Annotated in this window: 14 protein-coding genes; all 14 read right to left on the minus strand. The window is 50.5% G+C overall.

All coding sequences use genetic code 11. From position 1 onward, the window contains the following. The 14 genes from DFR42_RS01500 to fliF all read right to left on the minus strand — a co-directional run bounded on the left by DFR42_RS01500 (window position 1) and on the right by fliF (window position 13,041). Window positions 1-1,554, minus strand: a complete 1,554-nt coding sequence (locus DFR42_RS01500) for an NAD(P)H-hydrate dehydratase (protein WP_110253178.1) — start codon at window positions 1,552-1,554, stop codon at window positions 1-3. A 3-nt stretch (window positions 1,555-1,557) separates the two neighbouring features. Beyond that, window positions 1,558-2,361 (minus strand): flagellar biosynthetic protein FliR, encoded by an 804-nt coding sequence (gene fliR / locus DFR42_RS01505; protein ID WP_110253179.1) that lies wholly within the window; start codon window positions 2,359-2,361, stop codon window positions 1,558-1,560. A 21-nt stretch (window positions 2,362-2,382) separates the two neighbouring features. After that, window positions 2,383-2,652, minus strand: coding sequence for a flagellar biosynthesis protein FliQ (gene fliQ / locus DFR42_RS01510; protein ID WP_110253180.1), 270 nt, complete (start codon window positions 2,650-2,652; stop codon window positions 2,383-2,385). Window positions 2,653-2,661: 9 nt separating this feature from the next. Beyond that, window positions 2,662-3,429 (minus strand): flagellar type III secretion system pore protein FliP, encoded by a 768-nt coding sequence (gene fliP / locus DFR42_RS01515; protein WP_425450857.1) that lies wholly within the window; start codon window positions 3,427-3,429, stop codon window positions 2,662-2,664. 35 nt (window positions 3,430-3,464) lie between these two features. Next, complete coding sequence (fliO, locus tag DFR42_RS01520; protein WP_110253182.1) at window positions 3,465-3,926, minus strand: flagellar biosynthetic protein FliO; 462 nt, start codon at window positions 3,924-3,926, stop codon at window positions 3,465-3,467. Further along, window positions 3,923-4,348, minus strand: a complete 426-nt coding sequence (fliN, locus tag DFR42_RS01525) for a flagellar motor switch protein FliN (protein WP_110253183.1) — start codon at window positions 4,346-4,348, stop codon at window positions 3,923-3,925. Before fliN ends, fliO begins: the two co-directional genes overlap by 4 nt. Beyond that, complete coding sequence (gene fliM / locus DFR42_RS01530) at window positions 4,341-5,342, minus strand: flagellar motor switch protein FliM (RefSeq protein ID WP_110253184.1); 1,002 nt, start codon at window positions 5,340-5,342, stop codon at window positions 4,341-4,343. Before fliM ends, fliN begins: the two co-directional genes overlap by 8 nt. A gap of 4 nt (window positions 5,343-5,346) precedes the next feature. Then, window positions 5,347-5,853, minus strand: coding sequence for a flagellar basal body-associated protein FliL (gene fliL / locus DFR42_RS01535; RefSeq protein WP_110253185.1), 507 nt, complete (start codon window positions 5,851-5,853; stop codon window positions 5,347-5,349). A gap of 349 nt (window positions 5,854-6,202) precedes the next feature. Continuing rightward, window positions 6,203-7,804 (minus strand): flagellar hook-length control protein FliK, encoded by a 1,602-nt coding sequence (locus tag DFR42_RS01540; protein WP_110253186.1) that lies wholly within the window; start codon window positions 7,802-7,804, stop codon window positions 6,203-6,205. A 20-nt stretch (window positions 7,805-7,824) separates the two neighbouring features. Beyond that, a complete protein-coding gene (gene fliJ, locus DFR42_RS01545) occupies window positions 7,825-8,265 on the minus strand; it encodes a flagellar export protein FliJ (protein WP_110253187.1) in 441 nt (146 codons plus the stop codon). A 32-nt stretch (window positions 8,266-8,297) separates the two neighbouring features. Next, on the minus strand, window positions 8,298-9,686 hold the full coding sequence (fliI, locus tag DFR42_RS01550) for a flagellar protein export ATPase FliI (RefSeq protein ID WP_110253188.1): 1,389 nt from the start codon (window positions 9,684-9,686) through the stop codon (window positions 8,298-8,300). Window positions 9,687-9,694: 8 nt separating this feature from the next. Further along, entirely contained in the window at window positions 9,695-10,369 is a 675-nt protein-coding gene (locus DFR42_RS01555; protein WP_170133383.1) for a flagellar assembly protein FliH, read from the minus strand. Beyond that, window positions 10,362-11,357, minus strand: a complete 996-nt coding sequence (gene fliG, locus DFR42_RS01560) for a flagellar motor switch protein FliG (protein ID WP_110253190.1) — start codon at window positions 11,355-11,357, stop codon at window positions 10,362-10,364. The genes DFR42_RS01555 and fliG overlap by 8 nt, the downstream gene beginning before the upstream one ends. After that, window positions 11,350-13,041 carry a flagellar basal-body MS-ring/collar protein FliF gene (gene fliF / locus DFR42_RS01565; RefSeq protein WP_110253191.1) on the minus strand — a complete coding sequence of 564 codons (1,692 nt, stop codon included), beginning with the start codon at window positions 13,039-13,041 and terminating at the stop codon, window positions 11,350-11,352. The genes fliG and fliF overlap by 8 nt, the downstream gene beginning before the upstream one ends. Window positions 13,042-13,064: the final 23 nt, after the last annotated feature.

Below are 13,064 nucleotides of genomic sequence, written 5' to 3' on the forward strand. Positions count from 1 at the left end.
TTAGAGTCTGCCGTCGGTTTTAGAATGATAGGCCAGTTTATTAATATGAAGCCTGATCTCTGGCAATAACTCGCTGGCGCTAAGGCCTATCGGCCCCAACCCGCGCATCACCAGTTCATCGGCAGCATGACCATGTACCCAGGCTGCCATTCGTGCTGCATCCATGCTGTTACCAAGCTGCGCCAGTAAAGCACCTGCCACGCCTGCCAGCACATCACCAGTCCCACCGCTGGCCAGTGCCGGGTTGCCAGTCGTATTGATAAACAGCTTGCCATCCGGATCGCAAATAATACTGCCGGAACCCTTGAGTATCGCTACTGCATTAAATTGCCGTGCCAGTTCTCGTGCTGCAAGCAGGCGATTATTCTGTATGTCGGCGGCGCTCTGGTTCAACAGTCTCGCCGCTTCAAGCGGGTGTGGCGTGATGATGCATGGGGTATTTCTATTGTGTAATAAGACCCGCAATTTGCTATCTACAGCGATCAGGTTCAGGGCATCTGCATCAATGACCAGTGCCTGTGCCGTTAGTATCGCCTTGCTGAGCAAGGCATGAGCAAGGTTTGATGTGCCCAGGCCAGGGCCTATGACCACAGTTGTTCCTGGGAGGCTTATTTCACCAACCTTGCGAAACATGATTTCTGGGTGCAGGCTGTCGTAAGCGGGTGCTCCTGCCAGCATACTGCAATAAATCCGTCCCGCACCGGCAAATTGTGCAGCCCGCGCGGCGAGTATTGCCGCACCTGCCATACCTTTGGCACCACCCAGTACCACGATGTCGCCAAAACTGCCTTTATGGCTGTTTTGTTTGCGAGGCTTGAGAAGTGGAAAGAGAGAAGTGCGTTGATTCAAATAACTGTGGCATTCAGGAAAAAAATCCTCAGCAATATCGAGTGTACTGATGCTGACCTGGCCAGCGTAGTCTTTGCCTGATCCCGTGTGCAAGCCACTTTTATTGGCGATAAAGCTGATGGTATGGCTGGCTTGAATAACGGCACTGTCCTGGCTTGTAGCTTGTCCTGTATCGGCATTCAAGCCACTGGGAACATCAATCGCCAATACCGGTATTGATTTTTCAATGCTTAGTTGATTGACGAACTCTATCAGCCTGGCAATTCCAGCTTCAGGTGAACGTTTCAAGCCTATGCCAAACAAGCCGTCTATGATCAGGCTCCAGCGTTGTTGAGGCGCATTGAGCAATTCATCCAGTTCTGCAAACTCCAGGCCAGCAGCCCTGGCTCTTTGCAGCGCTGCTTGTGCATCCCGAGAATAGTTTTCAATTTTCCCGCAGATGACAAAAACAACTTTACAACCCAGCTTGGATAGTTGATATCCAGCCTCATAAGCATCTCCACCATTATTGCCCGGGCCTGCCAGTATCAGTACTGGTGCGTGTTTGTCAGCACCTATCTTCATCGCCAGTTCAGCCGTGGCCAAACCCGCTTTTTGCATGAGCGACATGTCACCCTGATGGGCAGCCAGTGCACGGTTTTCTATTTCACGTATCTGTTCTACGCTATACAGTCTGGCTTCATGGGTAAATGCCTGGTGCAACATGATTTATCTCTTTACTGGCAAAGGCAAAGGTGCTGTTTGCCCCAGTGACTGCATCATTTCTATGGCACTCTGGAACAGGTTCTGTATTGGTAATAGCAGGTACGGCATGATCAGGGCCACCATTAAAAATCCTACCCCTATGGTAATCGGGAAGCCGATACCAAACAAATTCAGCTGAGGTGCTGCGCGGGTCAATATACCCAGGGCGACGTTGGCGACCAGCAGGGCGGCAACGATGGGCAGTGACAGATGCATGCCGACACTAAAAATTTGCTCTCCCCATATCGCCAGTTTCTGGTAATTAAGGCCAGATTGATAGGTGGTGGCAATCGGTATGGTATGGAAACTTTCGACCAAAGCCGCCAGCATCGTGAGATGCACATTCATTGTCAGCATCAGCAAGGTCGACGTCAGCACCAGGAATTGCGCAATGGCAGAAGAACGCCCCTGAGTTTGCGGATCAAAAAAGGTGGCAAAACCCAGGCCCATGGTCAGCCCGGAAACCTCACCCGCCAGTTCTATGCTGGAAAAAACCACGCGCATCACGAAGCCCATGCCCACACCTATGATGAGCTGCTGCGCCAGCACCAGAATACCGTTCAGGGAAATCGGATCGAGATTCGAGATGGTGGGCAGGGTGGGGGTCACTATCAGCGCCAGAACCACACCCAGGCTGATTTTGATTTGTACCGGGACGGTATTATTTCCAAATGGCGGTGCCACTGCAATCAATCCCAAAATTCTGGTCAGCGGCCAGATGAAGGAATTGATCAGGGCAATCAGCTCATTGCTGGAAAAAGAAATCATTGATAGACGATGGCATGCAAATCAGGCTGCCATGGTGGCGATGCTGGAAAACATTTGACGCATGTAGTCCATCAGGATGGATAACATCCACGGCCCGGCGATGATGAGGGTGACGAAGATGCCTATCAGCTTGGGAATAAAGGACAAGGTTGTTTCATTGATCTGCGTCGCTGCCTGAAAAATACTGACGACAAGACCTATGCCCAGTGCCACCAGTAATAAAGGGGCGGATACCATCAGGGTGACTTCCATGGCCTGGCGGCCCAATGTCATTACGCTATCGGGTGTCATGGGTCGTCCTTAGTAAAAACTTTGTGCGAGTGAGCCTATGATCAATTGCCAGCCATCCACCAGCACAAATAACATGAGCTTGAAAGGGAGCGACACAATCGCAGGTGAAACCATCATCATACCCATGGACATCAGCACACTGGCGACCACCATATCAATGATGAGAAAAGGAATAAAAATGGCGAAACTGATTTGAAAGGCAGTTTTCAGTTCACTGGTAATAAATGCTGGTATCAAAATTCGCAGGGACACTTCTTCTGGTCCCTGCAATTGAGGTGAATTCGATAATTTTACATACAAGGCCAGGTCAGTTTGCCTCGTCTGTTTCATCATGAACTGCTTCAGAGGTGTAGCACCTTTGTCCATGGCGTCTTGCATGGTGATCTTGTTTTCAGTAAATGGCTGATAGGCATCGACATAAATCTTGTCAAATACCGGCCCCATGACAAACAAGGTCAGGAACAGGGACAAACCCACCATCACCTGATTTGGTGGCGCAGATTGCGTACCAAGAGCTTGCCTGAGCAGGGACAGGACAATAATAATGCGGGTAAAACTGGTCATCATCAGCAAAGCTGCTGGCAAGAAGCTCAGCGCTGTCAGAAATAACAGCGTTTGTATGCTGAGGGAATAATTTTGCCCGCCGCCAGGCGCTGGCGTGCTGGTAATGGCCTGCAAACCACCATTGGCTTGCGCCATGGCCGCTTCTGGCAGGACCAACCCGCACAGCAAAAGGGCAAGCCAGATCAATGGCATAGGAGAGCGCAAAATTTTCATGCAAGGTCTTAGCTGTTTTCAGATCCGTTATCAGATTACTCTGTGGTCGTGTTTTGTTTGTTCGATGCGCGTTTGTCCAGCGTACGCTTTAGCCAGGCAGAAAATGGATCATTGGCCATTGTCTGAGCTGCCTGATTCAGTAATTCTTCCTGTTTGGGCATGCTGCCCAGGTTATTGATATTATTGGCGGTCACTCCCAGTATCAGCCACTGGTCACCGACTTCAACCACCATCACCCGTTCACGATTACCGACATTGATGCCACCTATGACTTTGACAGGGATTTTATTCCCGACTGTCATGGGACCCAGGCGACGCATGAGCCAGGCCGCCATGAGAACCAGTCCCAGTACGAAAAGCAGTGCGGTGACAATCTGCAGTAAACCGCCACTGGGCGAGGGTGACACGGGGGCTGCTTCGGCTGCCAGTGCAGCCTCACTTAATAATGTCAATGCGGCCAATGCTGCCATTCTCGCCAATACAAAATGCCTCATCATTTGTTGAGCTTGCGTATACGTTCTGCAGGCGTGACGATATCGGTCAGGCGAATACCAAACTTATCGTTAACCACCACCACCTCGCCTTGTGCAATCAGGCAGCCATTGACAAGTACGTCCATAGGTTCACCCGCCAGACCGTCCAGTTCAACCACAGAACCTTGCGCCAGTTGCAGCAGGTTTTTAATGGCAATCTTGGTGCGGCCCAGTTCTACCGTCAGTTGTACCGGAATATCCAGAATGAAGTCGATGTCATTATGGGTTTCAGTAGCTGTACCCTTGCCGCTGAACTCTTTGAAAATGGCAGCACTGGCTGGTGGTGCTTCAGCTTTTTCAGCTGCGGCAGCTTCAGCTCTTTCCTGCTCTGCAATCGCAGCACCCCAATCATCTTCACTGATGGGGGATTCGCCGTTGTCATCCATGATTTTCTCCTTGTGCTACTTCCTGTACGCTGGAGCTGATTAATTTCTCCACGCGCAAGGCATACTGTCCGTTAAATACACCGTATTTGCACTCCATGACAGGAGTGCCGTCAACTTTTGCAGAAATAATTTCTGGTATCGAAAGGGGAATGATATCGCCTTCTTTCATATTCAGTATATCGCCCAGGGTGACACGTGTGGTCCCCAGATCGGCAACGATTTCGACTTCTGCTATCTGTATCTGTTGCGTCATGAGACGCACCCAGCGTTTATCCACTTCCAGGGTTTCACCCTGCAGACTACTTGTGAGGATGTCGCGTATGGGTTCTATCGTGGAATAGGGCATGCATAAATGCATTTCACCACTGACTGGCCCCAGTTCTATCGTGAACGTGGTCGATACCACCACCTCGTTCGGTGTCGCAATATTGGCGAACTGGGTATTCATCTCAGAACGTATATATTCAAATTCGATTGGGTAAACCGGCTCCCATGATTTGGAATAAGTCTCGAAAATGATTTCCAGAATCCTGTGAATGATACGCTGCTCAGTCTGGGTGAAATCACGACCCTCAACACGGGTATGAAAACGACCATCGCCACCAAACAGATTATCCACCAGCAAAAACACGAGACCAGGATCAAGCACGATCAATGAGGTGCCACGTAAAGGCTTCATGTGCACCAGGTTCAAATTCGTCGGTACCACCAGATTACGGATGAATTCGCTGTATTTCGATACCCTGACCGTGCCCACTGATACCTCGGCACTGCGACGCAGGAAATTGAACAAGCCTATGCGCAGCAGGCGGGCAAAACGCTCATTGATAATTTCCAGTGTCGGCATGCGACCACGGACGATACGCTCTTGCGTGGCAAGATTGTATGGCCGGACACCGGAGGTATCCTCCAGTGATTGTGAGTCGTCCTGATCTCCCGTGACGCCCTTCAAAAGGGCATCAACTTCTTCCTGGGAGAGAAAATTATCTGACATGGTCTTATTGAACTACAAAGGAGGTGAAGAAAACGCCACTGACTTTTTGCGGTTCGCCTTTGGCCGTGAATGGCAGGGCAACTTTTTCTATGATGTCATTCACCAGTTTTTCTTTACCTTCAGATGACAAAATTTCAGTCGAATCCTTGCTTGACAACAGCAACAGCAGGCGACTACGAACCTGGGGCATATTGGCCTTGATAAGATTGACCTGTTCTTCATCCTGAACTTGCAGTGTCATAGTGATTTGCAGGTATTTGTCGCCATTGTCTGATTGCAGATTGACCGTAAACGGCTCAAGAGCCAGGAAGACGGGCGCTTTTGCAGGTTCAGTTTTATGTTCTTTATCTTTCGGTGCAGCATTCTTTTTAGATAAAAAGAATGCTGCACCACCGCCAACAGCAACCAGTAAAAATACGACGGCGGCAATAATGATCAAGAGTTTTTTCTTTGATTTTCCTGCAGGTGGTGCATCACCTGCGTCCGCTGCTTTGGCTGGTGCTTTCGCCATGGTTTCCTCTCTTTAGGCACTGAATGCCATGATTTTTACGTATTATCCTTGATCGCAGGCTTTTAATATCCAAGAAAAAGAGGGCGTATTGCAGCTTATCTCTATTGTTTGCAAAGCACTGTGAACTTGCTTTGCTGTATGGATCAGCCTTTCATGATCATTCTACATGCATGTGCAGGCTTTTTTCCAGAGAGTGGAGTCCTATCATGCTTGCGATAGGTAAATGTTGTGTGTCAGATAGTGAAATCGGCAGATGCGTCAGATCTGATAATCGCGACCATGCAGTGGCATGGTCGCGATTGCCGCTTGCTAGAGGGGGCTCTTGATGCAGGCAGGATTGGTGTTCGCCTCATGCGAAAGTATCTACCAGTCCGTTATTTGTCTGTATCCTGGCGGGACTTGTCGTGACTGGTGCAACGCTGTTGTCAGCGATGTCCCTGCTGCTGCGGGAGGGGGTAACATCCCGCGCTTGTTGTTGCGTGAAATTCTGCCCCTGGCCGGGAGCCTGTGAGTTCACAGAAAAGCCTGACAATTGAACGCCTGCATCACTGAGCATTTGTTTTAAGCGCGGCAAGGCGGCTTCCAGGGCTTCCCTGACTTCTGGCTGGGCTGAACTAAAACGGGCGCTGGCTTGGTCATTGGTAACGCTAAGCACCACTTGCAATGGCCCCAGGTCGGGCGGGTTCAGCGTCAATTCTGCGGATTGCAAACCTTCACCAACCATCCATACCACTTTTTGGCCAACTGCCTTGTCCCAGCCATTCGTACCCACGCGTGGTGCAATTTGTTCGGATGCAAGTATTGCTGCATTAAATTGTGTGCTGTTGACGGCATTTGCTGCGATTGCGGGAGGGGCAATGACTTGCTGACCATCTTTGCCTGCAGGAGAGGCTTTTATTTCAGCCATGCGCTCAGCCAGACCATCTTTGGCCAGGGCAATATCACTTGCAAATGCTTTAGGTGTGTCAGCAGCCGCCGCTATAGGCTTGCTATCGCTGACTTTTTCACTAAATGTTTTACCTGGTTCGATATTGCCAAGTTTGACGCCAATCGTTGCCTCTTCAGTTGTATCAGCTTTGGCCGTGCCCGTGCTGGCAGTAGTGGTGGCTGTAGCGCCCTTTGTCAGACTTGGACTGAATTGTGCCAGTATGGCTGGAGGTGGGGCGATGATATCGTTTTCACCAGCCTGTTTGGCGCTGATTGCAGCTGCCGCTGCATTCAGACCGTTTTCTGGCAATTTCTCTGCCGATTTGCCGTCAGCCTTGTTTCCCATGATCTGGGCAGCGATAGCTGCCACGTCCTGCTTACTGGTGTCTTCAGGTTTGCCTGCTTGAGCCTCTGGTTTGAACTGGTTTGCTGCTTGTGCGGTCGCTTTGTCCAGAGCTGCGGCATCAGCCTGTGCTGCTGATGCAAGTGCTGCATCAGCTTGCAGACTGCTGACTGCGCTTGCATTGACATCTATACCGTTGAGGCTGGCAGTTTTACTTGCATCCAGAGCGGTCGTTGCAACTGGTTTGCCTGCTTCGGCATTTACCGGCGGAGGGGCAAGATTGCCTACCAGAGCCAGGATTTGCTCACTGAGGGTAACTTCCTTGCTGGTATCTGTTTCTTCTTCTTTGATCGCAGTACCATCGGTGCTGGCTGTATCAGTTTTTTCTGTTTTTACCGGTGCAGGTGCGGACGCCGCATTGTCATTGTTGGCCAGCTTGTTGTTTGAGTTTGCGTTGTTATTGTTGTTATTAACGTTGTTGTTATTTTTTGCAGGGGCTGGCGCTTTATTGACTGGGCGGGCTGTATCCATCTCTGGTTTTTTCGCACTGGAGATTTCTTTATTGAGCATTTGGTTGAAGCTGACTTCAGGGGTAGCCGATGAATTGCTTTTACCTGACTTGGCACTGGCGCCTTGTTTGTCTAACTTGTCTGTCGCCGTCAGTATGTTATTTGCTTGCATTTGAGGTACCTGTCGATAAATTAGCGCTTATAGAAAAGGGCGCGTGCAGCCATTTCATCAGTTTGCTTTTGATCCCGTTTCGCTTCCTTCTTTAACTGAGCCGTTTGTGCGCGGTTTTGCAAAGTATTGTAGGAAAGGCGTTTTTTTTCACTGGCTTGCCATTCGGTCCTTGCCATGACGATACGATGTTCAGCATCCATGACGACTTGTTTTTGCCCATCGATGGCAGAATCGAGCTTACCCAGAAATGACAAAAAATTCGTGTACTGCGAGACACTCAGGCCTCTTGCCGCGCCATCCTGCAATCTCTGTGCATAATCGTCGCGGTATTGTTGCAATAACTGTAGTTTCTTTTCAGTATCTTCATGTGCACGTATGGCTTTACCCAGAAGTTTGGCGGCATCGTCAACTTCTTTCTCCGTCATTTCTATCAGTGTAGTAATTGGTGATTTCAACGCCATGATGATTTAAGTATAGTCGCTGCCAGGCTTTTCTATCCGTTGAATAGAGCCTGAAGTTGCCCCAAGCTTTCAGGTATGCTGCATTTTTCAGTGATATCCTGTTGTAGGAATGCAATGATTCTTCCATGCAAGCGAATTGCTTCATCGAGCAAAGGATCAGATCCTGGCGAATATGCGCCTACACTGATCAAGTCGCGGCTGCGTTCATAACGGGAATACAATTGCTTGAGCTTTCTGGCCAGTGCCTGGTGTTCTGGCGTGGTAATGCCGTGCATTGCGCGGCTGATCGATTGTTCTATGTCGATGGCTGGGTAGTGACCACTCTCTGCCAAGGTTCGGTTCAAGACGATATGGCCATCCAGAATGGCCCTGGCTGAATCTGCAATCGGGTCTTGTTGATCATCGCCTTCGGTCAATACGGTATAAAAGGCAGTAATCGAGCCACCTCCCGATTTGCCATTGCCAGCCCGCTCCACCAGTACCGGCAGCTTGGCAAAAACAGAAGGGGGGTAGCCCTTGGTTGCAGGTGGCTCGCCGATGGCCAGCGCAATTTCCCTTTGTGCCATTGCATAGCGGGTCAGTGAATCCATGATCAACAAGACGCTACGACCCTGGTCCCTGAAATACTCGGCAATCGTTGTCGCATAGGCTGCGCCTTGCAGGCGCATCAGGGGAGGGGCATCTGCGGGAGCCGCTACTACGACAGAACGCGCCAGGCCTTCTGCTCCCAGAATCTGCTCGATGAATTCCTTGACCTCACGACCCCGTTCGCCAATCAGGCCCACCACGATAATATCCGCGGCAGTGTAGCGTGCCATCATGCCCAGCAATACGCTTTTACCTACGCCTGAACCGGCAAACAGGCCCAGCCGCTGGCCTTTACCTACACTCAACATGCTGTTGATGGCGCGCACCCCGACATCCAGCGTCTCCACGATAGGAGCGCGCTCAAGCGGGTTGTAGATGCGCGCACCGAGAGGGGCTGACTCATGCGTGCCTAGTGGGCCCAGGGTATCAAGAGGGCGTCCATTGCCATCCAGCACACGACCCAGTAATTCATAGCCTACCGGTAAATGGCGGCTTCTGTCGCTGGGGCGGCGGCGCGGATGATTGACTATTTCATGCGCCTCAGGCTCTGCCGGAAAGACAGGGGCCCCTGGTGTCACACCATCCAGATCGCTATGTGGCATCAGAAATAGTCTGTCACCATCAAAACCAACGACCTCAGCCTCAATTTTTGCACCGCTTTGCAAGTGAATGGTGCAGGCACTTCCTACGGGCAAGCGCAAACCAACTGCCTCCATCACCAGGCCTGTCACCCTGGTGACACGGCCAGACATGGTGGTTGTCTGGACATGAGGAATTTGCTCGCGGCTTAGATTAAGCTTGGATTTCCAGTCATTGAGGAAACTGTCCTGCATGGTTTTACCTATTTGGGCGAGCTGATTTGCATATGGTCAAGCAGTTTTTGCCAGCGTGTGGAATAAGTGGCATCGACCAGATTATGCAGAGTCTCAAGTTTGCATCCCCCACGCTCCATATGAGCATCGGGGATGATGCGCCAGCCATCTTCGCTCAGGGTCTCGCCCAACTGTTCCTTGACGATTGCAGCATCCTCAGGGTTGAGGTGTATGTGCGCCGGTTGTTGCACGGTGGCCAATTGCGCTATCGCGTCTTCGACTATCGGTAAGATGACTGCCGGATCGGCGCCTATCTTCGCTTTCAACATGGTTTGTGCCAAGTCCAGCGCGAGCTGCATTAACTCATTACCCATGTGATGAGATGCCGAGTTCAATTGCTCAGAAAAAGCCTGTGCCATATGTTGCAGAGACTGTATCTCAATCTGCACTTGCTCCATGGTTTCTGCATAGGCAGTTTCCTGACCATCTTTCAGGCCACGCTCATAGGCTTCTTTATAGCCGGCGGCAAATCCTTCTTGCTTTGCCGCTTCCCTGGCTCTTTCAGCTTCCACGCGCTGCTGGGTTGCGATCTGTGCATTGGCGACCCTGACTTCTTCCACCTGGGCGGGGCGACTATCGCCAAAAGAAGCCATTTCCCAGCGCTGGAATGCTGTCATGTCTCCAGAGCGCACAGAATTAGACATAAGCGTCCTCGCCTTTTGCACCCAACATGATCTGGCCTTCATCAGCCAGACGTCTGACGATCAGCAGGATTTGTTTTTGCTGTGCTTCAACTTCGGACAAGCGTACCGGCCCTTTGGATTCCAGATCTTCGCGCATCATTTCTGCGGCACGTTGTGACATATTCTTGAAGATTTTTTCACGCATATCCTGATTCGCACCTTTCAGCGCAACGATCAGGGAGTCAGACTGTACTTCTCTCAGCAGCAACTGTATGCCCTTGTCGTCAATCTCAAGGATGTTGTCGAAGACGAACATTTCATCCATGATTTTTTCAGCCATGTCGCCATCATATTTGCGCAGATTATCCATGACTGAAGCTTCATTTTCACCACTCATGAAGTTCAGAATCTCTGCCGCAGCACGTACACCACCTATGGATTTTTTCTTCAGGCTTTCATTACCGGTCAGGAGTTTGGTCAGTACATCATTCAGTTCACGCAGGGCGGTAGGCTGGATACCATCAAGCGTGGCGATACGCAAGACGATGTCATTGCGCAGGCGCTCAGTAAATTGATTCAAAATTTCGCAAGCCTGGTCACTTTCCAGATGCACCAGGATGGTCGCAATAATTTGCGGATGTTCATTCTTGATCAGTTCTGCAACGGAGGGGGAGTCCATCCATTTCAGGCTTTCTATGCCACTGGCATCCTTGCCACCCAAAATCCGGTTCAATAGCGAGGCAGCTTTGTCATCACCCAAAGCTTTGGTCAGCACGTTACGGATGTATTCATCCGAATCCAGGCCTACCGACGAACTGAGGTCGGCCGCTGACTTGAATTCTTCCAGAACCTTGGCAATTGCCTCGTGCGGGATGGCACCGATGGCAGCCATGGCTGCACCGATTTTTTGCACTTCACGCGGGCCAAGATATTTCATGACCTCGGCAGCCCCATCTTCACCCAGAGCCAACATCAGGGTGGCGGCTTTTTGGACTCCATCTTCACTCATTGCTGACCCATGCCTTTACTACGTTAGCCACAATACGTGGATCGTCTTTTGCCAGTTGTTTCGCCATTTCCAGATTTGTTTCATAGCTGGAACCGTGGCGGGTGTTTTGCAATTCTGCCTCTCTCGACAGATTAACTACGGCTGCTTCTTCTTCCTCTTTTTCTGCTTCTTCTTGCGCCAGCTTTTCAGCTTCTATTGCTTCCAGGGTTTCTTTGTCTTTACCCATTATTTTAAGTAACATGGGTTTGAGGAAGCCAAAAAACAAGTAGGCAAGGACGATGGCAACGCCTATGTATTTGGCGATTTCCTTAGCCATTTGCAATACATCTGGTTGTTTCCACAGTGGTAAGTCCACTATAGGCTCTTTTTCAGGGCTGGCAAAGGGGCTGTTGACGACGTTCAGGGTATCACCCCTGTCCTTGTTGAAACCCATGGCTTCTCGTGTCAGGTCAGTAATCTGGGTTTTTTCTATGTCTGTCAAAGGACGTGTCGTGGTTTTGCCATTTTTGTCTGTTTCTGTTTTGTAATTGATGACGACGGCGACAGACAGGCGTTTGACACCGCCCATAGGCTGTTGGGTATAGCGTATGGTCTTGTCGACTTCAAAATTCATGGTCGAATCTTTTTGCATCAGACCAGCATTTGAAGCCGCACTTGGTGTATTTGCGGTACTACTGGCAACGATGGGCGCGGTGGCGGGCACTGGCGGTTGATTGCTCAGGGCACCTGGCACGCCGGACGGATTGGCACCTTTGTTGTACGACTCGCTGGTTTGCTGGCTGCGAATGGCAGATGCCTCTGGCGGCGAGTTAGGTTTGTACGTTTCTGCCGCCTGCTCAGTACGCGAAAAGTCGATATCTGCGGTTGCTTCAGCGCGAACGTTGTTGGCACCAACGATAGGTGAAATAATCGACTCTATGCGCTTGATGATGTTTTGCTGATATTCCTGCACGTATTTAAGCTGTGAAGGATCAAGCATGTTGTTTGCCATTTGCTTGGTCGGATCTGACAGCAAATTACCGTTCTGATCAACGATGGTGACGTTTTTTGCCGACAACTCAGGAACACTGCTTGCCACCAGATGGATGATGGCGCTGACCTGTTGCTGATCAAGCACACGGCTGGGATACAGGTTCAACAAGACGGAAGCTGTGGGCTTTTGCTGGTCGCGAATGAAGACTTGTGATTTAGGTATAGCCAGATGCACACGTGCAGTCTGTACGGCTGACACGGCCTGTATGGAGCGTGCCAGTTCACCTTCCAAGGCACGCTGGAAGTTGACTTGTTCCAGAAACTGTGAAATGCCCAGCTTTTGATTTTCCATGAGTTCAAAGCCAACATTGCCGCCCTTGGGCAATCCCTGAGCCGCCAGTTTCAGGCGTACATCATGCACCTGATTGCCAGGAACCAGGATGGCGCTGCCGCCATCAGAATATTTGTAAGGGATGTTTAATTGTTGCAGTGATGCAACGATGGCACCGCCATCCCTGTCGTTGAAGTTTGAGAACAGGACTTTGTAATCAGGTGTCTGGCTCCATAACCACACGCCGACCATGATGGCAATTGTGATGGCAGCCCCGACCGCCAGCACGATGTTGCGGGTGACGGGGGTTTGCTGCAAGCCGAATAAATTCGGGAGTGCTGGTCCGGGTGGGGCAAGTGCTGTGGTTTCTGCGGTTGCCATAATGTCAGCCTGTACGAAGTAAT

It is taken from the genome of Undibacterium pigrum (assembly GCF_003201815.1).
In the GTDB taxonomy this organism is placed as follows: Bacteria; Pseudomonadota; Gammaproteobacteria; order Burkholderiales; family Burkholderiaceae_D; genus Undibacterium; species Undibacterium pigrum.